Raw genomic sequence first — 24805 nt, forward strand, 5'->3', positions numbered from 1 at the left:
GAACAGTGGGACATATGACGTAATAATTCACGATATGCGGCAGACGCTGGGGTTCATAGCGGTGTGGTGCGGGGCCACCGTCCTGGCGATCTCGGTCGCCTGGTTCGGCGTCCGCGACGTGCTCCGCAGCGAGGTCTTCGAGGACGCGAGCATCGAACCCATCAACGCCGCCATCGGGCGTACGGGAGACTCGCGACTCCCCCGGGGAGCGCCCACGGGACCGCAGGTACTCGGCACGCCGACAGCGGCCTCCTCCGCGCCTTCCTCCGGGCCGGACCGGACCCCGGCGCCCCGCTCCACCGCGCCCGCACGCGGCACCGCCAGGCCGAGTTCCGCCTCCTCTCCGTCGAGGACCGCCGCGGCGCCGGCCCGCACGCGGGAGGGCGATTCCTCCCGTTCCGGGCCGCCGTCCGCGCCTCCCAGGCCGCGCGGAACCCAGGCGGCCACCTCGTCGCCCGCCACGCCCAGGGCGACGGCCACCAGGACGCGATCGATCTCCACCGAGAACCTGCGCGTGGTGAACGTCAAGGGTGGTTCGGTCTCGTTCGCCATCGAGAACGGCGTGTGCCGTCTGATCGCCGCCGCGCCCAACGCGGGCTACGAGGCCAAGGTCGCCTCGGCCACCGGCTGGATCAGGGTCGACCTCGTCCAGGGAGAGCACGGTTCCGCGGTCTTCTGCATCGGAGCGGAGGGCCGCACCGACCTGTGGGAGTACTAGGCCGCCCCTGATGGACGCCGGGGCGAGCGAGGGCCGGCCTTCAGGCGGGTCCGGGGTGCCGGTCGCCGAGTTCGCGCAGTCGCGCGGCGGCCTCGGCGACGCGCTCCTCGGAAAAGACCGCGATGCCGTGCCGTTCGAGCAGGGCGGTGGTCACCCCGTGGCCGGGCACGCGCCCGCCCCCGAAGGCGCCGTCGTAGATGACCAGGCTGCCGCAGGAGGGACTGCCCTCCTTCAGAATCGCCACCCGCACACCGTGGGTCCGCGCGGCGGCGAGCGCCGCCCGTGCGCCGGAGAGGAAGAACTCCGTGACGTCGGCACCCTCGGCGGTCAGCACCCGGGCCGCCCCGGACAGCACCGCCTCGCCTCCGGCGCCGTCCTCGATCTCCGCGGCCGGGCGCGGCACGGGCAGACCGCCCTCGACCTCGGGGCAGAACGGGACGAGCCGCCCCTGCCGCCGCCACGTGACCAGCAAGGCGTCGCCGCTCGTCTTGGCGGCCCCGTCGTAGCGGACCTTCCGTCCCATCAGGCAGGCGCTGACCAGGATCCTCTCCACGGACCCAGAGTACGTGGCGCGGAGCGGAGGGCGAGGGGGCCGGGCAGTACCCTGCTGCCCATGCTTTTCGATCCCCTGAGGTCTCGATGATCGGCCCGCTCGCGACCGGCCTCATCCTGCTGTCGCTGTTGGTCGGGATCTTCGCGCTGGTGAGCACGGCGAGGAACAGGGCGATGAGCAGACCGCTCCTCGTCGCGCTCGGAGTGCTGGAGATCGGCCTGCTCGTCCAGGCCGGGTTCGTGATCGCCGCGCTGGTGCGGGGCGAGGGGCCCGCGGAGACGGCCACGCTCATCGGCTATCTGGCGGGCAGCCTGGTGATCCCGCCGGTGGCGGCGTTCTGGGGGATCGGTGAGCGGTCGCGCTGGGGGCCCGCGGTGATCGCGGTGGCGGGTTTCGCGATTCCCGGCATGGTCGGGCGGATGCTCCAGGTCTGGCAGGGGCTGCCGTGAGCGAACCGGCGATCGGCAGCGGGCCGGGACGCGCGCTGGTGGCGGTCTACGGGGTGTTCGCCCTCGCCGCGGGGGCGCGTGCCGCCGTGCAGATCGCCACCCGGTTCCAGGAGGCTCCGCTGGCCTACGCGCTGTCGGCGTTCGCCGCGGCCGTCTACGTCGTGCTCACCGTGGCGCTGGCCAGGGGGAACAGGACCCTGGCGCTCGTCGCCTGCGGTGTCGAACTGGCCGGGGTGCTCATCGTGGGAACGCTCAGCATGGTCGACCCCGAGGCCTTCCCGCGTGCCACGGTCTGGTCGGGTTACGGGAGCGGATATCTTTTCATCCCGTTTGTGCTTCCTGTCCTGGGCCTTTACTGGCTTTTGCGGCGCCGCTAGTTAGGTCCGTGCCTCACCGGGCAGGTCTGGTCCCCGAACCGACCAAACCACAAGGGAGGCACGGTCATGAGCTCGATTGAACAGTCAGTGGACGTCAACGTTCCGATCCGGACCGCGTACAACCAGTGGACCCAGTTCGAGAGCTTTCCCGAGTTCATGGAAGGCGTCGAGTCGATCAAGCAGCTGAGTGACACGCGCACGGCGTGGGTCGTCGAGATCGCCGGGGTCCGCCGGGAGTTCGAGGCGGAGATCACCGAGCAGCACCCCGACGAGCGGGTGGCCTGGAAGTCACTGGACAAGCCGCACCAGGCGGGCGTGGTGACCTTCCACCATCTCGGTCCCGACAGCACCCGGGTCACGTTGCAGATGGAGTACGACCCCGAGGGGTTCGTCGAGACCGTCGGTGACTGGCTGCAGCTCGTCCGGCTGCGCGTCCGCGGCGACCTGGAGCGTTTCAAGACCTTCGTCGAGTCGCGCGGCGACGAGACCGGCGCGTGGCGCGGCGACGTTCCCGGCCCGCACGAGCGCGGCGGCGATGTCGCCGGCACCGGTGGGGTCACCGACCGGCCTCTGGGCGACCCGGGCCTGGGGGAGCATCGCGGCACCGGTACGGGGGGCGGTCACGGGTTCGGCGAGCCGGTGCCGCCGCGTACGGTGGGCCAGCCCTACCCGGCGGACCCGGATCTTCCTCCGCCCGGTGGTGAGCCGCTGCCCCCGGCGGGGCGCAGGCCGGGCGAGGAGCCGCCGCTCACCCCGGGGCCGCGCATCTGACGCTCGCCGACCGGGGCCGCGTGCCCGGAAACCGCCGTCCGGACCTGGGGGGACTCTCGTCCGGGGTGGGCGTCCGGTGCGGTCGGTCCCGGGCCGCGCGTCCGATCCCAAGGCGCGCTCGGTGACGCCCCAGGCGTCCGCTGCCCGAACCGTCCGGGATTCCGGGCATCCGGAGGCGGGGGGAGTCGTCCGGTGCGTGAGAAAGCCGGGCCACGATCTGTAAAGAGGATCGTGGCCCGGCTTTCATGTTGTCAGTGATTCGTCCTGTTCGGATTCGGCACGCCAGGTCAGGAACAAACTGAGGTTTCACTCCTGTTACAGTCGGGGTCAGCCAATCATCCTACGATTGGATGAAACCACTGAGGAGGACTGAAACCAGCATGAGCGTGCTCACCCATCAGACCAGGGGCCGCACCGATGGAACCACGGGCTCTCTCGCCTGGTTGCTCGTACTGGGAATCGTCCTCGCGGCACTGAACCTGCGTACCGCCGTCACGAGCGTCGGACCGGTCCTCGACCAGATAACCTCCGGCCTGGGCATGACCGCCGTCGGAGCCGGGCTGCTCACCACGCTCCCGGTGCTCATCTTCGCCTCGGTCGGCGCGGTGACGCCCGCCCTCGCGGTGAGGGTCGGAGAGCACCGCCTTCTGCTCCTCGCCCTCGTCGTCCTCGGTGCGGGCCTGCTCATCCGCTCGATGGTGGGCTCGGCCGAGGTGTTCCTCTACAGCAGTGCCCTGGCGCTGTCGGGCGGCGCGGTGGGCAACGTGCTCATCCCCAGCCTGATCAAGCGTCACTTCCCCGGCCGGGCCGGGACCATGACCACCGTCTACACCACCGCCCTCGCGGTGGGCACGATGCTCGCGGCCGCCGCGACCGTGCCCATCCAGCGGGCCACCGACGGCAACTGGCATGTTGCCCTGGGGGTGTGGGGGGCGCTCGCGGCCGTCGCCGCCATTCCGTGGCTTGCGCTCTCGCGCAGTGAGCCGGAGCGGCGCGGCATGAGCGGGGGCACGGGGGCCCGTGCCCTGCTTCGTAGCAGGCTGGCCTGGGCGGTCGCCGCCTATTTCGGCACCCAGAGCATGGTCGCCTACATCATGTTCGGCTTCCTGCCGAAGATCCTGACCGACGGCGGCTACACCACCGCGCAGGCGGGCCTGGTGCTGGGCGTCTTCACCGCGATCGGTATCCCGGTCTCGCTCCTGGTGCCCTCGATCGCGTCGCGGTTCTCCGACCAGAGGCCCGTGGTTGCCGCCTTCGTCGTCTTCTACACGGTCGGATTCCTCGGACTCTGGCTCGGTCCCTCCGGCCTGGCCTGGGTCTTCGCGAGCCTGGTGGGCGTCGGCATGGGGTCGTTCCCCCTCGCGCTCACGATGCTCGCCATGCGCACCCGCACCCCCGAGGCGACGGCCGCGCTGTCGGCCTTCGGGCAGAGTGTCGGATACCTCATCGCGGGTGCCGGGCCCCTGGTCGTCGGCGTCATGCACGAATCGACCGGCGGCTGGACGCTGCCGTTCCTGCTGCTGTTCGCGGTGGTCGCCGTCCAGTTCGTGACCGGCTGGCACGCCGGTCGCCCTGGATATCTGGAGGACGAGCGGTCCCTCGCGCGCTGATCGACCGCGCCGCCCCCGATGCGGCTCGCGCCCCTTCGGGGGCGGCGCGAGCCGCATCGGCATGAACATCGGCATGACGAGATGACGCCGATCGCGGACTCGACGCGCGTCACGCGTCCCGGCGGAAAGGCCGAGGGGGTTCGGCCGGCCGCCACCCGGTAAACAGTTGTTTACCGTCGCCCTCTACCATGCGAAGGCGGCAGTCGACAGCGGAGGAGCGGGCAGTGACGGGAACGACCCTCGCCGGACCTGGCACCACACGGCAGGGCAGACATCTCTGGCTCACCCTGATGGCGCTCTCCACCGCCGGAATGGTCGTGTCCGTGCAGCAGACCGTGGTCATTCCGCTGCTGCCCAGGCTCATGGTCACCTTCGGCGCGTCGGTGGCCGAGGTCACCTGGGTCTTCACCGCCTCGCTGCTCGCCGCGGCGGTGGCCACGCCGCTGCTTTCGCGCCTCGGGGACATGTACGGCAAGAAGCGGATGATCCTGTTCACCGTCGGCCTGCTCGTACTGGGCTCGCTGGTCTGCGCCCTGTCCGGTTCCCTCCCTGTGCTGATCGCCGGGCGGGCTCTGCAGGGCGCCTCGGCGGCACTGATCCCGCTGGCCATCGGCATGATCAGGGACACCTTCCCGCCCGGCAGGGTCATGACGGCGATCGGGGTGGTCAGCGCCACCATGGGTGTCGGCGGCAGCCTCGGCATGATCGTCACCGGCCTGATCGCCGACCGCACCCCCGATCACCACCCGGTCTTCTGGATCACGGCTGGGCTCAGCGCGCTCGCGATCGTGCTCATCGTGCTGAGTGCTCCGGGCGACGGAGCCGGCGCCGGGGGCCGCCCCGACCTCATCGGCGCGGCGCTGCTGTCGGCCTGGCTCGTCTGCCTGCTGCTGGCGATCTCCAAGGGCAACGACTGGGGCTGGAGTTCGGGAGTCGTGCTGTGGCTGTTCGCGGGCGCGGGCGGATTCTGTGCCGTCTGGGTCTTCAGTCAGCTGCGGCTCCGGGCGCCGATGGTACGGCTCCACCTGCTCGTCGGGCGTCGGTCCCTGCCGGCCAACGTGGCGTCGATGCTCCTGGGTTTCGCCATGTTCGGCTCCTTCACCCTGGTCTCAGGATTCATCCAGACGCCCTCGTCCGCCGGGTACGGCTTCGGCGGGTCGGTCCTCGACGTCGGCGTCTACGCCCTGCCCAGCACCGTGACGATGCTGCTCGCCTCCTTCACGGCGGGCCGTCTCTCCGCCCGGCTCGGTCCCGCCTACTCCCTCGCCCTCGGCGCGGGCCTGTGCGCCACCGGATTCGGCTGGTTCACCCTCTTCAACGACTCGGTGCTCCATCTGGTCGGCTCCAACGCCGTACAGGGCCTGGGGTTCGGCATCGGCTACGCCGCGCTGGGGGCCCTCGCCGTGCAGCACGTGTCCAGGGACCAGAGCGGCATCGCGAGCGGCATCAACTCCCTGGTCCGCTCCATCGGCGGCAGCCTCTCCGGCGCCGCGACCTCCGCGCTCCTCACCTCGATCACCATCGCGGGAACCTCCGTCCCCTCCCGCGACGCGTACGTGATCTCCTTTGGCATCATCACCGCGAGCGCCGCGGGCTCCGCGGCCGTCGCGCTCGCGACCGGAATGAGGGCGCGAGGACTGTCCCGAATCGGCTAGGATTTCATCTGCATCGCAAGGGGCTATGGCGCAGCTGGTAGCGCGCCTCCATGGCATGGAGGAGGTCTGGGGTTCGAATCCCCATAGCTCCACGTGTGACCGGGACCTGCGGGTCCGCCTTCAGGGGCGGCTTCCCGCAGGTCCCGTTCTCGTTCACCCGGCGGGACGACCCCCGGGTCCTCCCACTCGGAGTCCGGGTCGAGTGAGCCGTTCCTTTGCTCGCAGGTTTTTCCGGTGACCGGCGTTCGCCTTTTGTGTGGTGGCTCCGTTGCGGGCCGCCTATTTCCCGCGGTGGATATGAGACGTACGATGCGGGCGATACAGGCAGCGGGAGGAATCCTGGTATGGCTGATACGGTCGTTCCGTTCGAGCTTTTCGGCTCCGACTATTTTCGTGACCCCTATACGGCGCTTGACTGGTTGCGGGTCAACTCGCCTGTTCATCGATACGTCTTCCCGCTCGGCGACGTCCCCATGTGGGTGGTGACCAGATACGACGACGCTCAGGCCATCCTCGCCGACACGCGGTTCAGCACCGCCGAGTGGCGCGGGAGCGCCGAATTCCACGCGGCGGGATTGTCCATCGGTGGAGAGAGCATACTGGCGCAGACCATTCCGGGACTCGATCCACCGCAGCACACCCGGGTCCGGCGGTGCGCCATGAGCGCGTTCACTCCGCGAGCCGTCGAAAAATGGCGGGAGGATATCCGGCGCGTTATCGACCTGACCATCAAAGATTGGGAACCGGGCCAGGAACGGGATCTGGTGTCGGAGTTCGCGGCGCCGATTCCACCTTCGGTGATCGCGACGCGCCTCGGGTTCACCCTGGAGGGGCGGGAGGATCTCGCCCGGGACGTGGACCTGCTCATCTCCACCGACCCGGCCGAACATCCGCTGATTCCGGGGGCGCGGGAGCGTTTCTGCGAACGGGGCCGCGAGCTCGTCGCCAGGAAGCGGGCCGAACCCGGTGACGACCTCACCTCCGCCTTCATCCGCGCGGCGGACGAGGAGGGGCGGATCACCGAGGAGGAACTGGTGGCGATGGTGATCATCATGATCATCGCGGGGGTCGGGACGACCAAGATGTTCATCGGCAACGCGATGCTGGCGCTGCTGGACCACCCCGACCAGCGCGCGCTGGTCACCGGGGATCCAGGCGTCCTGGGCCGGTCGGGCATCGAGGAGCTGCTGCGCTACGAGTCGCCGGTCGCCTCCGTGCCCTGGCGGTTCCCCACCGAGGCGATCAAGGTGAGGGACGTGGAGATCGCGCCCGGTGAGCCGGTGATGGTCATGATCGCGTCGGCCAACCGTGACCCGGAGGTCTTCGACGATCCGCATCGCCTCGACCTCACCCGCGGTGGGGCGCGTCACCTGGGACTCGGGCACGGTATCCACAACTGCCTCGGGGCGGCCGCCGCGCGGTTGATCAGCGAGATGGCTCTCGCCACTCTCGTCGAGCGGTTCCCGGATCTGCGGCTCGCCTGCCCCCGGGAGGAGATACGGCGTCACGAGGTGTGGGCGTTGAACGACTACCGTGCTCTGCCCGTCGTCCTGTGACGGGCCGGCGTCTGGAGGTGGACCGAACCCTGTGTTTCGGCACCGGGCTCTGTTCCGCGACGGCCCCCGGGTTGTTCACGCTCGGCGCGGATCGGATCGCCGTCGCACGCGAGGGCGAACTCACCGACCCGGACGACATCTCGCTGGCCGAGGAGGTGGCGGACTGCTGTCCCCGTGAAGCGATCATCCTTCGTTCCCGGGACGCGGGGGTGAGCCGTCGCGGCCCGGTCATCTCGTGAACCCGCCGGACCCGCCGCAGGACCCGCGCCGTAGTCCTCCGGCGCGGGTCCGACGCTCACGCATCGCGTGCGGCGATCATCGAACCTCTTTTGCGTGGCGCGGCTCGCGTCGGGACAGGGCTACCTCGATTCCTGCCGTGGCGGCCGATTCGCGCCGCGCGACCTAGGATCGGGCCATGCCGTTGACCGCGAACGACGTCGGCCGGTTCGAGGCCTCCAGGCCGCGCCTGGAGGCCATCGCCTATCGCCTCCTCGGCTCCGGCGGGGAGGCCGAGGACGCCGTGCAGGAGACGTTCCTGCGCTGGCAGGCCGCCGACATCGGCCGCATCGAGGTCCCCGAGGCATGGCTGACGAAGGTCCTCACCAACCTGTGCCTCAACCAGCTCGCCTCCGCGCGGGCGCGCCGCGAGACCTACGTGGGCCAGTGGCTTCCCGAACCGCTGCTCGCCGGAGACCCGATGCTCGGCCCGGCCGAGACCGCCGAGCAGCGCGAATCGGTCTCGTACGCGGTCCTCACCCTCATGGAGCGCCTCCACCCCAACGAGCGGGCGGTGTACGTGCTGCGGGAGGCCTTCGGCTACTCGCACCGGGAGATCGCCGAGATCCTCGACATCACCGAGGGTGCCAGCCAGCAGATCTTCCACCGGGCCAGGAAGCGCGTCGCGGACGGCAAAGCCCGAACCGAGGTCGACGAGGCCGCGACCCGGCGGATCGTCGAGGAGTTCCTGGCGGCCGCGGCCGGCGGCCAGGTCGAATCGCTCGTGCGGCTGCTCACCGAGGACGTCGTCTCGATCGGAGACGGTGGAGGAGAGGTTCCGGCCCGCGCCACGGCGTTCGAGGGCTCCGTCGCGGTCGCGAAGTTCCTGCGGGGCCTGTTCGCGTTCGGCAAGGGTGTGCGCGCCGTGGTCGGCGGTGTGCCCGAGGTCTACGCCTGGACCGCCAACGGTGACCCCGCCGTCGTGGCCGTGATGAACGGCCGGGTCGTCGGTGTCATGTGCCTGGAGGTCACCGCCGAGGGCATCGCCGCGTTCCGTCACCAGGTCAATCCCGACAAGCTCGACCGCGCGACCGCGCGCTGGGCGGCCACCGATCACGGGGAGCCTCTGTTCGGCGCCTCCTGATCACTTCCGATCACTGTGTGAGGTGCTTCACATCGCGTTCCTGTCAGGAAACGGCGGGCCGCCCGGTTCAAAGGGCAAACCCGCGCGAGATGGGAGCAAGGGAATGCAGCACCGCATCATCGTTCTTGGAGCCGGATATGCCGGAGCCATCGCCGCCGGTCGCCTCGCCAGGCGGCTCCGCCGCGAGGACGTCGCGATCACCCTCGTCAACGCCGAGCCCGACTTCGTGGAACGCGTCCGCATGCACCAGCTGGCGGTCGGCCAGGATCTCAGGCCCCGGCCGTTCAGTGAGATGTTCGCGGGCACCGGCGTCGAACTGCGGATCGCGAAGGTCACCGGCGTCGACGTCGACGGCAGGACCGTCGCCGTCGTCGACGCGAACGGCGCGGAAGAACTCGCCTACGACACGCTCGTCTACGCCCTGGGCAGCGGCTGGAACTCCCAGGGCGTCCCCGGGAGCGCCGAGCACGCCTACGAGATCGCCGGTCGGCCCGGAGCACTCCGGCTGCGTGAGCGCCTGGCTCGCCTGGGCGCCGGACAGAGCGTGGTCGTCGTCGGCGGAGGTCTCACCGGCCTGGAGGCCGCGGCCGAGATCGCCGAGGCGCGTCCGGACCTCGACGTCGCGCTCGCCGTCCGCGGCGAACTCGGTGGCCACTTCTCGCCCAGGGGACGCGAGCACCTGCGGAAGGTCTTCGGCAGGCTCAAGATCACCGTGCACGAGCACGCCGTCGTCACCGGGGTCGAGGCCGAGCGCGTCACCACCGCCGACGGCAGGGGCATCCCGGCCGCGGTCACCGTGTGGACCACCGGCTTCGCCGTCCACCCGATCGCGGCGGCGACCGGCCTGAAGGTCACCGGCACCGGCCAGATCGTGGTCGACGAGACCATGCGCTCGGTCTCGCACCCGGAGGTGTACGCCGTCGGCGACGCGGCGATGGCGGCGGGCCCCGGAAACAAGCCGCTGCGGATGTCGTGCGCCTCGGGAGGGCCGACCGCGTGGCAGGCCGCCGACGCGATCGCGGCGCGCCTGACCGGCGGGAGACTCCCGAACACGCCGATCCGCTATGTCAACCAGTGCGTCTCACTGGGCCGCTGGGAGGGGCTGATCCAGTACGTCACCGCCGACGACCGTGCGGTGCGGGCGGTCCTGACCGGACGGCTCGCGGCCGTCTACAAGGAGCTGGTCTGCAGGGGCGCCGTCTGGAGCGTCGCGAACCCGACGCTCGGGCTGCCGGTTCGGCGCCGCCGTGTCACGCGGGAACGGGCCGTGGCGGTCGGCTCGTGATCGACCGGCGAGCTCTCGGACCGCGCGGTCTCGCACCGGGCGGTGGGTGAGGGGTCGGCGTCGCGGCCCTGGCCACACCTGATCACACCTGGTCACGTCTGGCCACTGGCATCGCCCGGGGCCGGAGGCCGCGTCCCTCGGCCGGACCCGAGCCGGTTCAGGGGCGGCGGCGTCAGTGGTCAGTCCCGCAGTCCGGTGTGCGGGAGACGGCCGAGAAGGGTTCGGACGGCGGCGGTGTGGGGGGAGGGGAGGACCTGGGTCAGGAAGACGGCGGTGAGGCGGTGGTGGGGGTCGACGAGGAAGGTCGTCCCGGCCGCGCCGGACCAGCCGTACTGGCCGGGGGCGCAGGTGACGCCACGGAAGGTCGGATCCAGGTCGATGGAGAAGCCAAGGCCGAAGCCGAGGCCGTCGTAGCGACCGGGTTCGGGGATCGTCACGGCGGCCTGGGCGAGATCGACGCCGCCGGGCAGGTGGTTGGCGGTCATGAGGTTCACCGTGTGGCGCTCCAAAAGGCGGACGCCGTCGAGGGCGCCGCCGCCCAGCAGCATCTGGGTGAAGCGGTGGTAGTCGGCCATGGTCGACAGCAGCCCGCCGCCGCCGCACAGGAAACCCGAGCGCTCCAGCACCGTGTCCTCGACGTCCTCGACGTCCTCGACGTCCTCGGCGTCCTCGGCACGTTCGACCAGGCCGCCGCCCTCGCCGGGGGCGTACACGCGGGTGAGACGGGCGCGCTGTGCCGGGGTCGGGGTGAAGGTGGTGTCGGTCATTCCCAGTGGCGCGAAGACGCGTTCGGTGAGGAAGGCGTCCAGGCTCTGTCCGGAGACGACCTCGATCAGGCGGCCGAGAACGTCGGTGGAGACGCCGTAGTTCCAGCGGCTGCCGGGTTCGAACAGCAGCGGAAGCCCGGCCCAGGCGTCGGTGAGCTCGGCCAGATCGCGGCCCGGAGGCTGTGGTGAGCCGAGGCCCCGGGCGCGGTACATCTCGTCCAGCGGGTGGTCCAGGAAGGCACCGTAGGACAGGCCCGAGGTGTGCTGGAGCAGGTGGCGAATCCGGATGGGGCCCCGCGCCGGCTCGGTCACCGGGGCGTCCGCGTCGCCGCCGGTGAAGATCCTCATGTCGCGGAAGGCCGGTAGGTGGCGTTCCAGCGGGTCGGTCAGGTCGAATCGGCCCTCCTGGTGGAGGATCATCGCGGCGACCGAGGTGACGGGTTTGGTCATCGAGTAGATCCGGAAGAGCGTGTCGTCACGGTCGTCCATGCCGTAGGAGCGGTGGTGGACGACCTGCCCGTGCCGACTCACCAGGAGTTGCCAGCCGGGGAGAAGGCCGTTGTCGACGTACTCGCGCAGTCGCTCGTCGAGGGTGGCCAGGCTCGACGGGGCGAGTCCGTGGGAGGGGGGGTTCACCGTGGTCCGCATGGGCCGTTTCCTCTCCGGACGGTGAGACGTCCCTCATCGAAGGGACCCGCGCGATGCTGCCGTACGGTGTGGCATCGAGTCAAGGCTGTGGACATATGTTCACAAATGTGAACTCGAAGGCCCCTTCTAGTCCGATTACCCGACAAATCGGGCATATGTGAAACTAGCTATCAAATATCTTCTTAGTGGATCAAACGTGTTCGGCTAGTTCACATATATGAACTTCGGTTCTCATCCTTGACAGTTCGGGGCGAGGTGGCGCACGATTCCGCTCGTGTGAACAGTGCGTTACAAAGGCGCGTTCCGGAGGGCCGTAAACCAGAAGGGCAGTTCGCGATGATGAGGCAGCAGACAAGCCCGGCGTTGAGTTCGCCGCGCACCGGGGGGCGCGTCGACCCGTTGGGCATGCCGGGCACGCCGCCACGCCTGTCCTGGTCGGTCGCACCCGACGCCCGGATCGATCCCGGCACGTTCTTCGAGGTGTCCGTCGCCGCCTCGGAGCGCGCGTTGAGGGACGGCCCGCTGCTGTGGTCGGGCGGTGGCGAGCGCCCCTGGGTCGGCTACGGCGGCCCGGAACCCGCCTCGCGCCAGAGGCTGTACTGGACGGTCACCGCCCTGGATCGTTCCGGCCTGCGCCTGACCGGCGACGTCGCCTCCTGGGAGGTCGGGCTCACCTCCGCCGCCGACTGGCGGGCCGGATGGATCCGCGCCGAGCCGGTGGCGTTCCCGCGCGAGAGCTGGGACCCCTGCCCTTACCTGCGGCGCGAGTTCGACGTCGAGGACATGGGCTCGGTCCGGGTGTACGCGAGCGCGCTCGGCCTCTACCGCCTCTGGCTCAACGGGGTCGAGCTGACCTCCGGCGAGCTGTACCGGCCAGGCTGGACCGACTACGCCGTCCGCGTCCACCACCAGACCTTCGACGGCACGGCGGCGCTGCGGCGCGGCCGCAACACCCTCACCGCCGTCCTGGCCAAGGGCTGGTACGCGGGACGCCTCGGCCTGCTCCGCGAGCCCGGTTACTACGGCGACCGCCCGGCCTTCCTGGCGCAACTGGAGGTCGACGGCGTCCCCGTCGTGGGCACCGACGAGGAGTGGCGTACCGGCCACGGCGCGCTCCTCGCCTCCGACCTGCTGCGCGGCGAGATCCAGGACCTGCGCCAGGAGCCCGAGGGCTGGCACCTGAACGGGTTCGACGACAGCGGGTGGGCTCCGGCCCTGCCCTTCACCGCAGCGCCCGAACTGGTGCTGCCGCAGCCGCACGACTCGATCACCGGTTACCGGACGCACCCCGGCAAGCTGGTACACGCGCACGCGCGCGGCCCGGCCGTCTTCGACTTCGGGCAGAACCTGGTCGGCTGGACCAGGCTCACCACGCCCTGCGCGCCCTCCGTCGAACTGATCGTGCGGCACGGCGAGATTCTCACGCCCGACCGGCTGGTCTACCGCGACAACCTGCGCGGCGCCTTCCAGGAGGACCACTACACCGTTCCCGACCCGGGGCCGCACCGCCTGGAGACCTCGTTCACGATGCACGGCTTCCGCTACGCCGAGGTGTGGGGGCTACCGGGGACGACGCCGTACGGCGCCTACGACGTGTTGCCGGAGACCTCGATCGAGGCGTGCTCCGTCACCGGGCTGCCCAGCAGGACGGGCTGGTTCGAGTGCTCCGACGACCGGCTGACCCGGCTGGCGAGCAACGTGGAGTGGACCGTGCGGGACAACTTCCTGGAGGCGGTGACCGACTGCCCGCAGCGGGACGAACGGCACGGCTGGCTGGGCGACGCGGGAGTGATCGCCCCGACCGCCGCCTACCACTTCGACGTCTCCGCGTTCGTGGCCAAGTTCGCGCAGGACGCGGCCGACACCCAGGACGCCGAGGGGATCATCCGCAACTACGCCCCGGCCGTGCCGCCGAGCACGCTGAGACCGGGGGCACCAGGCTGGTCCGACGGTTTCGTCCGGCTGGTGCACCTGCTCGTCCAGCGCTACGGCGAGCTGGAGACCGCGCGGCGCCTGTTCGAGCCCATGACGCGCTTCCTCGGCCATGTCGACCGCGCCAACCCCGACGGCCTGCGGGTGAACCAGACCGGCGCGGACTTCGGGGACTGGCTCTCCCTGCCGGAGCGCGACGGGCTCCCGCGGCACACCGGGTTCGAGTACACCGGCGCGTACTCGACCACACCCCGGCCGATCGTCGGGACCGCGCACAGCTACCGCTCCTTCGTCCAGCTGTCGGAGATCGCCCGCCGGCTGGGCGAGGACGGCGAGGCGGCGCGGCTCGCGGCGCGGGCCGAGCGGATCCGCGAGGCGTACCTGGAGGCGTTCCTGCTGCCCGACGGCGACATCAAGGAGGCGACCCAGACCGCCTACGCCCAGGCCGTCGGGTACGGCCTGGTGCGAGGCGAGGCCGCGCGGGCGACGGCGGACCGGCTCCGCGAGAACATCGAGCGGATCGGACACGTGACCGCGGGGATCCACGGCGTCGAGCACGTGCTCCCCGTCCTGAGCGCTTACGGGCACGCCGACTTCGCCACCGGGCTGCTGCTCCGCGACCGGATGCCCGGCTGGCTCTACATGGTCGGCCAGGGCGCGACGACGATCTGGGAGAAGTGGGACGGCATCGAACCGGACGGGTCGCTGGCCACCGCCGAGATGAACTCCTTCAACCACTGCGCCCTCGGTGCGGTCGGCCGTCACCTCTTCGAGGGGGTGGCGGGCATCGACGCCACCGAGACCACCTGGACCGGCGAGGTCGCCGTGCGCGCCCGCTACACCCGCGAGCTCGACTGGGTCAGGGCCGGCTACGACAGTCCGGTCGGCCCGATCCGCAGCCACTGGAGATGGTCGGGCGAGGTCGTCGAGCACGAGCTGGAGGTGCCGGGGGCCGCGTACGCGACCGTGCACGCGCCGGTCGGCGCCGCGCTGGAAGCCGAGGACGCGACCCCGTCTCCGACAGCGACCCCGGCAGCGACCCCGGCAGTGACCACGACGGGACACGTCCGGCTCGGCCCCGGTCGCCACACGGTCCGCGTGCACCTGGGCCCGCGATGAGGACGCGGAGGGTGCTGCTGCGGCTGGCCCGGCTGGCGGCCGTGCTGATCGTGGTGTCGACCCTGTGCTTCCTGAGCCTCAACCTGCTGCCAGGAGACCCGGCCAGGGCGATCCTCGGCGAGTCGGGCACCCCCCAGTCGGTGGCGGCCCTGCGCCAGGAACTCGGGCTGGACCGGCCGCTCGCCGACCGCTACGTGAACTGGCTGGGCGACATCCTGCGGGGCGACTTCGGCCGCTCCTACGCCAACCGGCAGCCGGTCGCCGACATCATCCTGGCGCGGGCGCCGGTCACCGTCGAGCTCATCGTCCTCAGCCAGATCATCGCGCTCGCGGCGGCCGTGCCCCTCGCGGCGGTCGCCGCGATCAAACGGGGGACCGTGGTGGACCGCGGCATCAGCTCACTGGTGTTCGTGGCCGTCTCGGTGCCCTCCTTCGTCCTCGCGTTCGTGCTGATCTGGGTGTTCGCGATCAAGCTCGGACTGTACCCGGCCAACGGCTTCGTCCCGATCAGCGCCGGACTGGGACAGAACCTCGGCTCGCTGTTCCTGCCCGCCCTCGCGCTCGCCGCCGGTCCGGCCGCGCTCTACCAGCGGGTGCTGCGGGCCGACCTGGTCGAGACATACGGACAGGAGTTCATGAACGTGGCACGTGCCAAGGGGATCTCGCCGCTGCGGATGGCCGTGCGGCACGCGTTCCGGCCCAGCCTGCTCGGGCTCACCACCTCGATCGGAGTGGTGGCGGGCGTGCTGATCGGGTCGAGCGTGATCATCGAGAACCTGTTCAGCCTGCCCGGACTGGGGTCGATCCTGGCCCAGTCGGTCAGTGCCCGCGACTACGTCACCGTGCAGGGGGTCGTGCTGGTGGCGGCCACGTCGTTCGTACTGATCAACGCGGTCGTGGACCTGCTGTACGGCTTCATCGACCCCCGGCTGCGAAAGACGCGGACGGCCGGCCGTCAGGCCGGGCGCGCGCGGGAGGTGCCGGTCGCGTGAGCACAGGACTTCTTCCCGCCGTGGGCGCCGCGAGCACCTGGCGACGGCGGCTGCGCACCTGGCGGCTGACCGACGCGCTGTCGCTCACCTGGCTCGGGTTCCTCGCCCTCGCCGCGCTGGCCCTGCCGCTGTTCCTCCAGCTCGACACCGAGACGATGTCGTCGGCCGAACGGCTCGGCGGTCCTTCCGCCCAGCACTGGCTCGGCACCGACAACTACGGTCGTGACCTGCTCGCCCGAGCCCTGTCCGGGGCGAGGATCTCGCTCGGGATCGGGTTCGGCTCGGTCGCCGCGGCCGCCCTCATCGGAGTGCCGCTCGGCATGCTCGCGGGCTACCTGAGGGGCTGGGTGGACGCGGTCGTCTCCTTCGTGGTGGACGTGATCCTCGCCTTCCCCGGGCTGGTGCTGGCACTGGCGCTGGCCTCGTTCCTCGGGCCCTCGGTCGGCAACGTGATGATCGCGATCCTGGTGCCGATGACGCCGGTGTTCGTCCGGCTGGCCAAGGCGCAGACGATGTCGGTGGCGGGCCGGGAGTACGTCGAGGCGAGTCAGGTGATCGGCACCCGCACGTGGTCGATCGTGGTGCGTGACGTGCTGCCCAACATCCTCCAGCCCGTCATGGCGTACGCGCTGGTCAGCGTGGGTTCTGCGATCCTCATCGAGGGGGGCCTGAGCTTCCTGGGGATGGGCGTGCCGCCGGAGCAGCCCTCCTGGGGAAGCATGATCAACAGTGGCCGGATCTTCATCAGCGAGGATCCGCGCCTCGTCGCGGTGCCCTCGATGTTCATGCTGCTCACCATCCTGGGCCTGAACCTGATCGCCGACCGTTTCCTGTCCCGTTCCGACGCCGCGACGGCAGGTGTGCGATGACCCCCGACACGACCTCCGATGTCACCCCTGCCGAGACCCCGGGCGCCGGCGACACGCTGCTGAGCATCCGGGACCTGGTCGTGGAGTTCCCGACCGGCGCCGGGACGGTCCGCGCGGTCGACCATGTGAGCCTCGAACTCGGCTACGGCGAGCGCCTGGGCATCGTCGGGGAGTCGGGGTCCGGCAAGAGCGTGCTGGCCCGCACCGCGATGGGACTCACCAGAGCGGGCACGGCCCGGATCAGCGGCCAGGTCGTGATCGCCGGGCACTCGGTGCTGGATCTCAAGGAGCGCCGCCGCCGTGCCCTGTGGGGGCGCGAGGTCGCGATGGTCTTCCAGGATCCGCTGAGCGCGCTGCACCCGATCACGCCGATCGGCGAGCAGATCGCCGAGGCGGTCCGCCGCGACCCCGAGGTGACCCGCCGCCAGGCCGCGGCGCGGGCCGTCGAGCTGCTGGAGACCGTGGGCATCCCGCAGGCCGCCCGGCGCGTCCACTCCCGCGCCCATGAGCTGTCCGGCGGAATGCGCCAGCGGGTGGCCATCGCGATGGCCGTCGCCTGCCGCCCCAAGCTCCTGTTCGCCGACGAGCCGACCACCGCGCTGGACGTCACCGTGCAGGCCCGCATCCTCGACCTGTTCGACGAGCTGTGCGCGAGCTTCGGGATCGGGCTGGTGATGGTCAGCCACGACCTCGGCGTCGTCGGCCGCCACACCGACCAGGTCGCCGTGATGTACGCCGGAAGGATCGCCGAGCGAGGGCCGGTGGGTGCCGTCTTCGCCCGGCCGAGCATGCACTACACCAGCTCGCTCATGGCCGCGATCCCGCGGCACCGCGCGACGGAGCAGTCCCTGCCGCGGCCGATACCCGGGCAGCCGCCCAACCTGCTGAACCCACCCCCCGGCTGCCGTTTCGGCCCCCGGTGCGGGCACGCCTCGGCACGCTGCCGCGACGAGCAGCCGCCGCTGCTCGCGCTCGGCGACGTCCCCGGCCACGAGTACGCCTGCTGGCACCCGGGAAAGGCGAGCCGATGACGGAAGGCAAGCAGCCGATCTTCACGTTGGAGAACGGCTCCGTGCGGTACGGCAACGGACCCGAAGCCGTCTCGGACGTCTCGGTGCGGCTCTATCGGGGAGAGATCCTCGGCCTGGTCGGGGAGTCCGGCTGCGGGAAGTCCACCACGGCGCGGGCGATGCTCGGGCTGGTACCGCTGAGCAGCGGCCGGCTGACACTGCACGGCACGCCGGTGGGCGTCCACGAGCGGCGGCTGCGGGCGTCGGTGCAGGCGATCTTCCAGAACCCGGCCGCGTCGTTCAACCCGAAGAGGTCGTTGCTCGACTCGGTCGCCGAGCCGCTGCGGGTGCACGGCCAGGGCACGCGGCAGGAACGGCGCACACGGGCGCTGGCCGAGCTCGACCGGGTCGGCGTCACCGAGCAGATGGCGCTCCGCCGCCCCAACGAGGTCTCCGGCGGCCAGTGCCAGCGGGCCGCGATCGCGCGGGCCACGATCCTGCGGCCCGAGGTGCTCGTCTGCGACGAACCGGTCTCCGCGCTGGACGTCTCCATCCAGGCGCAGATCCTGGAACTGCTGGCCGAACTGCGCACCGAGCAGGGCCTGGCCATGCTGTTCATCTCCCACGACCTCGGCGTGGTCGCGTCCCTGTGCGACCGGACCGCCGTGATGTACGCCGGGCGGGTCGTCGAGCGGGGCACCGCACCGGACATCGCCAACAGTCCCCGCCACCCCTATTCGGTCGCCCTCCAGGACGCCGTGCCCTCGCTGGAGCCGGACGACGACCCCGCACCCAGGATCCGCACCAGGACCGGGAGCGACGACGTGGACGGCCGGCTTCTGCCGGGCTGCCGCTTCGCCGCGCTGTGCCCCTCCGTCACCTCGGTGTGCACGACCACCCCGCCCCCGCTGGACGAACTGTCCCCGCGGCACGAGGTCGCCTGCCACCACCCGTTCGAGCCCGCCGTCCGCTGACCACCGCTCTTCCCCTTTTGAGAAAGAAGGCAAGGCAATGCGCGTCCCATACAGGGGTAGCCGTGTGAGCAGGGCGATCGCCCTGCTCATCGCGCCCGTCACCGTGGTCACCCTGGCCGCCTGCACGGTGCAGAGCGGCACCGCCGCCTCTCCTTCGGGAGCCGCCGCCGACGCCGCCCCGAAGGCGGGGGGCACCCTCACCGTCGCCGCCGGGGCCGACCTGACCACGCTGGACCCCTCCAAGGGCTCCGCCAACACGATGGCGCTGATCGGCTCGGCGGTCTACGACACGCTGATGACGGTGCCGAAGATCGGTGACCGGCCGGAGCCGAACCTGGCCAGGTCCCTGGTCGAGAGCGACGACAAGATGAGCTGGGAGATGACGCTGCCCACGGGCGTCAAATTCAGCGACGGCACGCCTTTCGACGCCGAGGCGGTGAAGTTCAACCTCGACCGCAACAGAGCCGAGGGCTCGACCGCCGCCGCGCTGCTGTCCTCCGTCGACTCCGTCGCGGTGAAGGACGACAGCACCGTCGTCATCAAGATGAAGAAGCCCTTCAGCAACCTGCCGTACGTGTTCTCCTACGACGGTTCCGGCACCGCCGGGTACGTGGCCTCCCCGACGGCGTTGAAGAAGCACGGCGACGACTACACCGCGCACGCCGCCGGGGCCGGGCCGTACAAGCTCCAGTCGTGGTCGCCGGGCAGCCCGGTGGAACTGGTCCGCAACCCCGAGTACTGGAACAAGGACAAGCAGGCGTACCTGGACAAGGTCGTGGTCAAGACCATCGCCGACCCGCAGAGTGCCTACCAGGCGCTGCTGGCCGGGGACATCGACCTGATGGCGACCACCTCCTCGACGCTGATGAAGACGGCGACGACGAACACCCAGGTCAACTTCGTCCAGGGCGTCGGCGGTGACCAGGACAGCATCATCCTCAACGTGACCAGGCCCCCCTTCGACGACGAGCGGGTCCGCCAGGCGGTGTCGAAGGCGCTCAACCGCCAGGAGATCGTCGACCTGACCACCGAGGGACTGGGCAGGCCGGCCGTGAGCCTCTTCCCCGAGGGCAACCCCTTCCACGGCACCGAGGCCGTCCCGGAGTACGACCTCGCGGGGGCCAAGGAGCTGATCGCGGCGTACGAGAGCGAGACGGGGAAGAAGGCCTCCTTCACCTACACCTGCAACAACGCCCGGGCGGCGAGTGACGTCATCGTCTCCCAGCTCAAGGCGGCCGGATTCGACGTGAAGCTGGACGCGCTGGAGAGTTCCGCCTGGCTGGCGCAGTTCTTCGGCAAGAAGTACGGGGCGATCTGCTGGACGATGGCCGGATTCCTCACCCCCGACCTGCTGCCGTACCGGTTCCTGCACTCGGGCGGCGACCTGAACACCGGCGGGTTCAAGGACGACGCCTTCGACGAGAAGGTCGAGGCGGCCCGTGTCGCCGGGAGCCCCGAGGAGCAGAAGAAGCTGTGGAACGAGGCGGACGCCGTCCTGACCACCAAGCTCCCGTGGGTGTGGACGACCAGCACGCCGATCGGCTTCATCTGGTCCAAGCGGGTGCACAGCGTCGACCTCGACGAGCCGAGCCGGCTGCGCTACAGCGTGCCGAGCTTCCTGAACGCGTGGGTGTCGGACTGACCTCGCGACCGGACGCCTGACCGAAGGGGAGGACGAAGATGGACTGGACCGATCGTGTCGGCGTCGTGACCGGCGCCGCGTCGGGTATCGGCGCGGCCACGGCTCTGCGCTTCGCCGCGCGCGGCATGCACGTGATCGGGTTCGACGTCGACGAGACCGGCCTGGCCGCCACTCGCGAGGCGATCGAGCGGATGGGCGGCACGGCGAGTGCCGAGGTGGTCGACGTCGGCGACGGTGAGGCGGTGCGCCGCGCCGTCGCCGGCATCGAGGCCGCGCACGGCCGCCTCGACGCGGTGGTCAACTGCGCGGTGAACTTCCTGGCCAGGGGCCTGGACGTGACGGCGGCCGACTGGGAGCGGGTGCTCCGCGTCAACGTGCAGGGCATCGGCAACGTGGTGCAGGCGGCGCATCCGCTGCTGGCCCGCTCCGGGGCGGGCGCGATCGTGAACACCGCCAGCATCTCGGCCCACGTCGCGCAGCCGGCGCGCTGGACCTACAACGCGACCAAGGGCGCCATCCTGACCCTGACCAAGTGCATGGCGATGGACCTCGCCCCGGACGGTATCCGGGTCAACGCGGTCAGCCCCGGCTGGATCTGGACCCCCGAGGTGAGCCGGGCCGCGAACGGCGACCGGGCCGCCGTCGAACCGGTCTGGGGCCGTTTCCACCTGCTGGGCCGCCTGGGCGAGCCGGACGAGGTGGCCCGCGCCATCGCCTTCCTGTGCTCCAGCGACGCCAGCTTCATCACCGGCGCGGAACTGCCCGTGGACGGCGGCTATCTGGCCATGGGCCCCGAAGGCCTGGGCGAGAACTCCAGCTTCGCCGGATCGGCTCCGGCGACGCGCATCGACAGCGATTCGAGGGACCCGCGTTGAACACGCACATCGTCATCACCGACACCAACCTGGGGGACGGCTCCATCGAGCGCGGAGTCCTGGTCCCCGAGTTCGAGGTGAGCCACCACGACGCCAGAAGCGAGGAGGAGGTGCTCAAGGTCGGCGCGGACGCCGACGGCCTGCTGGTGCAGTGGGCGCCGCTGACCGAGCGAGTCCTGTCCGGCCTGCCCCGGCTGCGCGCGGTCGTGCGGTACGGGATCGGCCTGGACAACATCGACCTCGCCGCCGCCGCCCGGCTGGGCATCGAGGTCCGCAACGTGGACGACTACTGCCTGGCGGAGGTGGCCGACCACGCGGTCGCGTCGATCTACGCCCACAACCGCAGGCTCGTCGCGGCGAGCCGGTCCTACACCGTGCGGGGGTGGACCACCGAGGGCATCGCCGCGCCGCTGTGTCCCGGTGAGGACCCGGTGGGCATCGCCGGGTTCGGGCGGATCGGCCGTGAGGTCGCCCGCCGCGCCACCGCGCTCGGCTTCCCCGTGCACGTGTGGGATCCGTACGTCGCCGACCTGCCCCCGGACGTCACCGGGCACGCGACGCCGGCCGGCCTCGCCGCGGCCGTCAACCACCTCACGCTGCACATGCCCTCGACCGAGCAGACCCGCGGCATCGTCGACCGGACGGTGCTGGAGGCGCTCGGCCCGGCCGGGCATCTGGTCAACACCGCCAGGGGAGCCCTGGTGGAGGAGTCCGCGCTGCTGGCCGCGCTGGAGGCGGGCACGCTGGGCTTCGCCTCGCTGGACGTGCTGGCGGGGGAGCCGCCGTCGGGGATCTCGGCGGAGCTCGCCGGGCACGACCGCGTGCTGGTGACCCCGCATGTCGCCTACCTCTCGACGAGGTCGCTGCCGCTGCTGCAGCGGCGGGCCGCCGAGATCATGCGTGACCTGCTGAAGGCGGGCTGAGCACGGTGCGCGCTCTCGTCTACACCAAGCCGAGCACCGTCGAGCTGCTCGATGTCGCCGACCCCCGGCCGATCGACGGTGAGGCCCTCGTCCAGGTCCGCGCGGTCGGCATCTGCGGCAGCGAGCTGCACGGCATCCGCGACAGCGGTTTCCGGCGGCCACCGCTGATCATGGGCCACGAGTTCGCCGGGACCACCCCCGACGGCCGCCGGGTCACGGTCAACCCCCTGCTCAGCTGCGGGGTGTGCGACCTGTGCCTGCTGGGCCGCGATCATCTCTGCCGTGAGCGGGCCATCCTGGGCATCCACCGGGCGGGGGCGTTCGCGGAGTACGTCTGCGTACCCGAGAAGGCCCTGCATCCGATCGAGCCGTCCATGTCGTTCGAGACGGCGGCGATGATCGAGCCCCTCGCCAACGGCGTGCACGCGCTGAACCTCGCCCGCCCGGCCGAGGGCGCCCGCGTCGCCGTGCTGGGCGCCGGCACGATCGGCCTGGTCTCCATGCTCGCGGCCAGGCGGTTCTCCGACCAGGTGGTGGTCTGCGACCTGTCGAGGGAGCGGCTGGAGGTGGCCGAGCGCCTGGGTGCGACCGCCGTCACCACCTCTCTGCGGGGCGAGTTCGACATCGTCGTGGACGCCGTCGGCGCGGCGGTGACGCACCGCGTGTCGGTGCAGCACCTGCGCCCGGGCGGCACCGCCGTGTGGGTGGGGCTGCTCAGCAGCGACGCCGCCTTCGACGGACAGAAGATCGTCCGTGAGGAGAAGCGTGTCGTCGGCTCGTACTGCTACACGGCGGCCGAGTTCGCCGACGCCGTGAGGCTCGCGGGGAGCCTCACGCTGGACTGGGCGTCCTGTTTCGACCTGGCCGACGGCGCGGCCATCTTCGGCGAGCTGATGGAAGGACGACAGGATGTCGTCAAGGCGCTGCTGCGCCCGTGGGGAGGGGAGTGAGATGTTCGGTGTACGTCTGCTTCATCTGGGCGACGGAGACGTTCCGGGTCCCGAGGTGTACTGGATGTCGGACTGGGACCGGTGGTATCGGCTCGCCTTCCAGGCCGTGCTGATCCAGGGCGAGGGGGTCACCGCGCTCGTCGGCACGGGACCGGCCGAGGACCTCGGCCCGATGAACGAGCAGTGGGCCGGTTTCCTCGGCGAGCGCGCGGCGATGCGGCGTGAGCCCGGCCAGTGGCTGCCCGACCAGCTGGCCGCGCACGGTGTCGCACCGGAGGATGTCACCCACGTCCTGCTGACGCCGCTGCAGCTTTACACCACCTCGAACGTCCCGCTGTTCCCGAACGCGCGAATCTGCCTGACCGAGCGTGGCTGGACCCATTTCCACCGCACCAAGCGGCACCCGCACGACGACCGCTGGGCCTGCCTGCCGCCGGACGTGCTCGGCTATCTCACCCACGACGCGTGGGACCGGGTCCGGCTGCTCGCCGACGAGGACGAGGTGGTGCCGGGGATCCGTACCTGGTGGACCGGCTCGCACCACCGCGCCTCCATGGCCGTGGAGATCGACAGCACGGCGGGCGTGGTCACGGTGACCGACGCCTACTTCACCCGCCGCAACCTCGACACCGACCAGCCCATCGGGATCTGCGAGAACATCTACGAGGCGATGGCGGCCCACGAGCGGGTCCGCAGGGTGGCCGACGTGCCGCTGACCATCTACGACGCCGACCAGCTCACCCGCTACCCGGACGGCGTCGTCGCGGAGCTCCCCGGCTCGTGAACGCGGGAGGCCCGGCACCGCGACCGATCGCGCGGTGCCGGGCCTGCCGGGTCGTCTTTTCCGTGTCGTTTTTCCGTGCCGCGACCGGTCGCGGGGCCGTCCGCCCGTGCCCTGACGTCGCTCAGGACACGGGCCGGTAGTCCACCACCTTCTGCTCCTGCCGGCCCAGCCCGTCGATCTCCACGCTCACCACGTCGCCGGCCCTGAGGTAGGGGAAGCGGCCGGAGAGACCGACGCCCTCGGGGGTTCCGGTGCTGATGACGTCGCCGGGCAGCAGCAGCATGTGGTTGCTCAGGTGCACGATGAGCTCGGGCACCGAGAAGATCATGTCGGCGGTGCTGGAGTCCTGCCGGGGCTCGCCGTTGACCCAGGAGCGCAGCCGCAGCCGGTCGGGCCGGATCTCGGCCGCGGGCCGCAGCACCGGGCCGAGCGGGTTGAACGTCTCGGCGCACTTGCCCTTGGACCACTGGCCGCCCGACACCTCGATCTGGAACGCCCGCTCCGACAGGTCGTTGGAGAGCGCGTAGCCCGCCACGTAGTCGAGGGCCTCGGCCGGGTCGCTCAGATAGCGCGGGGTGCGCTTCATCACCACGGCGAGCTCGACCTCCCAGTCGGTCTTGACCGAACCGGGAGGGAGGATCACCTCGTCGCCGGGGCCGACCACGCAACCCGGGTGCTTCAGGAAGACCACGGGGTGCTCCGGCGGGGCCGCGCCGGACTCGGCCGCGTGGGCGGCGTAGTTCATCCCGATGCACACCACGGCGGCGGGCCGCGCGACGGGCGATCCGATCCGCTGCCCGGTCGTGTCGATCTCGGTGAGCTCACCCGTGGCCAGGGCGGCGGCGACCCGCTCGATGCCGTCGGCCGCGAAGAACGCGCCGTCGAGGTCGGCGGTGAGCGAGGTGAGGTCGTACTCGCGCCCCTCGTGCCGTACGGCGGGGCGTTCTGACCCGGCCGGGCCGAACCGGAAGAGTTCCATGTGAGTC

At 71.0% G+C, this 24805-nt stretch carries 24 protein-coding genes and 1 tRNA gene; 21 read left to right on the plus strand and 4 right to left on the minus strand.

Annotation, left to right across the window (positions count from 1 at the left end; all coding sequences use genetic code 11):
* Positions 1-27: 27 nt before the first annotated feature.
* A complete protein-coding gene (locus ABT352_RS17275) occupies positions 28-528 on the minus strand; it encodes a hypothetical protein (RefSeq protein WP_350945827.1) in 501 nt (166 codons plus the stop codon).
* Here ABT352_RS17275 and ABT352_RS17280 point away from each other — a divergent pair.
* Positions 518-718 carry a hypothetical protein gene (locus tag ABT352_RS17280; protein WP_350945828.1) on the plus strand — a complete coding sequence of 67 codons (201 nt, stop codon included), beginning with the start codon at positions 518-520 and terminating at the stop codon, positions 716-718. The two genes, ABT352_RS17275 and ABT352_RS17280, sit on opposite strands and share 11 nt — an antisense overlap.
* Positions 719-758: 40 nt before the next feature.
* On the opposite strand, the gene ABT352_RS17285 is transcribed toward ABT352_RS17280, so the two are convergent.
* Positions 759-1271: a 2-thiouracil desulfurase family protein gene (locus ABT352_RS17285; RefSeq protein WP_350945829.1), complete on the minus strand. Its 513-nt coding sequence runs from the start codon at positions 1269-1271 to the stop codon at positions 759-761.
* 86 nt (positions 1272-1357) lie between these two features.
* Between ABT352_RS17285 and ABT352_RS17290 the strand changes: the two genes are divergently transcribed.
* The 10 genes from ABT352_RS17290 to ABT352_RS17335 all read left to right on the plus strand — a co-directional run bounded on the left by ABT352_RS17290 (position 1358) and on the right by ABT352_RS17335 (position 10334).
* On the plus strand, positions 1358-1720 hold the full coding sequence (locus tag ABT352_RS17290; RefSeq protein ID WP_350945830.1) for a hypothetical protein: 363 nt from the start codon (positions 1358-1360) through the stop codon (positions 1718-1720).
* The gene (locus tag ABT352_RS17295; protein ID WP_350945831.1) at positions 1717-2097 is read left to right on the plus strand and encodes a hypothetical protein; all 381 of its coding nucleotides are present in this window, start codon (positions 1717-1719) and stop codon (positions 2095-2097) included. Before ABT352_RS17290 ends, ABT352_RS17295 begins: the two co-directional genes overlap by 4 nt.
* 66 nt (positions 2098-2163) lie before the next feature.
* Positions 2164-2868, plus strand: a complete 705-nt coding sequence (locus ABT352_RS17300) for an SRPBCC family protein (RefSeq protein WP_350945832.1) — start codon at positions 2164-2166, stop codon at positions 2866-2868.
* Between the two features lie 380 nt (positions 2869-3248).
* Positions 3249-4478 carry a CynX/NimT family MFS transporter gene (locus ABT352_RS17305; RefSeq protein ID WP_350945833.1) on the plus strand — a complete coding sequence of 410 codons (1230 nt, stop codon included), beginning with the start codon at positions 3249-3251 and terminating at the stop codon, positions 4476-4478.
* Between the two features lie 224 nt (positions 4479-4702).
* Positions 4703-6133, plus strand: coding sequence for an MFS transporter (locus tag ABT352_RS17310; RefSeq protein WP_350945834.1), 1431 nt, complete (start codon positions 4703-4705; stop codon positions 6131-6133).
* A gap of 19 nt (positions 6134-6152) precedes the next feature.
* Positions 6153-6225, plus strand: a tRNA-Ala gene (locus ABT352_RS17315).
* Positions 6226-6477: 252 nt separating this feature from the next.
* On the plus strand, positions 6478-7689 hold the full coding sequence (locus ABT352_RS17320; RefSeq protein WP_350945835.1) for a cytochrome P450 family protein: 1212 nt from the start codon (positions 6478-6480) through the stop codon (positions 7687-7689).
* 17 nt (positions 7690-7706) lie between these two features.
* A complete protein-coding gene (locus ABT352_RS17325) occupies positions 7707-7928 on the plus strand; it encodes a ferredoxin (RefSeq protein WP_350945836.1) in 222 nt (73 codons plus the stop codon).
* Positions 7929-8104: 176 nt separating this feature from the next.
* The gene (gene sigJ, locus ABT352_RS17330) at positions 8105-9049 is read left to right on the plus strand and encodes an RNA polymerase sigma factor SigJ (RefSeq protein ID WP_350945837.1); all 945 of its coding nucleotides are present in this window, start codon (positions 8105-8107) and stop codon (positions 9047-9049) included.
* A gap of 103 nt (positions 9050-9152) precedes the next feature.
* Positions 9153-10334 carry an NAD(P)/FAD-dependent oxidoreductase gene (locus tag ABT352_RS17335; protein ID WP_350945838.1) on the plus strand — a complete coding sequence of 394 codons (1182 nt, stop codon included), beginning with the start codon at positions 9153-9155 and terminating at the stop codon, positions 10332-10334.
* A gap of 179 nt (positions 10335-10513) precedes the next feature.
* Here ABT352_RS17335 and ABT352_RS17340 read toward each other — a convergent pair whose 3' ends face one another.
* Entirely contained in the window at positions 10514-11749 is a 1236-nt protein-coding gene (locus tag ABT352_RS17340; protein ID WP_350945839.1) for a serine hydrolase domain-containing protein, read from the minus strand.
* A 339-nt stretch (positions 11750-12088) separates the two neighbouring features.
* Between ABT352_RS17340 and ABT352_RS17345 the strand changes: the two genes are divergently transcribed.
* From ABT352_RS17345 to ABT352_RS17390, 10 genes are all read left to right on the plus strand, one after another.
* Positions 12089-14800, plus strand: coding sequence for a family 78 glycoside hydrolase catalytic domain (locus ABT352_RS17345; protein WP_350945840.1), 2712 nt, complete (start codon positions 12089-12091; stop codon positions 14798-14800).
* Positions 14797-15792: an ABC transporter permease gene (locus tag ABT352_RS17350; RefSeq protein ID WP_350945841.1), complete on the plus strand. Its 996-nt coding sequence runs from the start codon at positions 14797-14799 to the stop codon at positions 15790-15792. The genes ABT352_RS17345 and ABT352_RS17350 overlap by 4 nt, the downstream gene beginning before the upstream one ends.
* Positions 15789-16661 carry an ABC transporter permease gene (locus ABT352_RS17355; protein WP_350945842.1) on the plus strand — a complete coding sequence of 291 codons (873 nt, stop codon included), beginning with the start codon at positions 15789-15791 and terminating at the stop codon, positions 16659-16661. Before ABT352_RS17350 ends, ABT352_RS17355 begins: the two co-directional genes overlap by 4 nt.
* Complete coding sequence (locus ABT352_RS17360; RefSeq protein ID WP_350945843.1) at positions 16658-17692, plus strand: ABC transporter ATP-binding protein; 1035 nt, start codon at positions 16658-16660, stop codon at positions 17690-17692. The genes ABT352_RS17355 and ABT352_RS17360 overlap by 4 nt, the downstream gene beginning before the upstream one ends.
* Positions 17689-18645 carry an ABC transporter ATP-binding protein gene (locus ABT352_RS17365; RefSeq protein WP_350945844.1) on the plus strand — a complete coding sequence of 319 codons (957 nt, stop codon included), beginning with the start codon at positions 17689-17691 and terminating at the stop codon, positions 18643-18645. The genes ABT352_RS17360 and ABT352_RS17365 overlap by 4 nt, the downstream gene beginning before the upstream one ends.
* 64 nt (positions 18646-18709) lie before the next feature.
* The gene (locus tag ABT352_RS17370; protein WP_350945845.1) at positions 18710-20287 is read left to right on the plus strand and encodes an ABC transporter substrate-binding protein; all 1578 of its coding nucleotides are present in this window, start codon (positions 18710-18712) and stop codon (positions 20285-20287) included.
* Between the two features lie 38 nt (positions 20288-20325).
* Positions 20326-21162 carry an SDR family NAD(P)-dependent oxidoreductase gene (locus ABT352_RS17375; RefSeq protein WP_350945846.1) on the plus strand — a complete coding sequence of 279 codons (837 nt, stop codon included), beginning with the start codon at positions 20326-20328 and terminating at the stop codon, positions 21160-21162.
* Positions 21159-22085 (plus strand): NAD(P)-dependent oxidoreductase, encoded by a 927-nt coding sequence (locus tag ABT352_RS17380; protein WP_350945847.1) that lies wholly within the window; start codon positions 21159-21161, stop codon positions 22083-22085. The genes ABT352_RS17375 and ABT352_RS17380 overlap by 4 nt, the downstream gene beginning before the upstream one ends.
* A gap of 5 nt (positions 22086-22090) precedes the next feature.
* Positions 22091-23035 carry a zinc-dependent alcohol dehydrogenase gene (locus tag ABT352_RS17385; protein WP_350945848.1) on the plus strand — a complete coding sequence of 315 codons (945 nt, stop codon included), beginning with the start codon at positions 22091-22093 and terminating at the stop codon, positions 23033-23035.
* A 1-nt stretch (position 23036) separates the two neighbouring features.
* Positions 23037-23819: an MBL fold metallo-hydrolase gene (locus tag ABT352_RS17390; RefSeq protein ID WP_350945849.1), complete on the plus strand. Its 783-nt coding sequence runs from the start codon at positions 23037-23039 to the stop codon at positions 23817-23819.
* 121 nt (positions 23820-23940) lie between these two features.
* Here the strand turns inward: ABT352_RS17390 and ABT352_RS17395 are convergent, their stop codons facing one another.
* Entirely contained in the window at positions 23941-24798 is an 858-nt protein-coding gene (locus ABT352_RS17395) for a fumarylacetoacetate hydrolase family protein (protein ID WP_350945850.1), read from the minus strand.
* Positions 24799-24805 lie beyond the last annotated feature (7 nt).

This window comes from Streptosporangium sp. NPDC000563 (assembly GCF_040299985.1).
Classification (GTDB): Bacteria; Actinomycetota; Actinomycetes; order Streptosporangiales; family Streptosporangiaceae; genus Streptosporangium.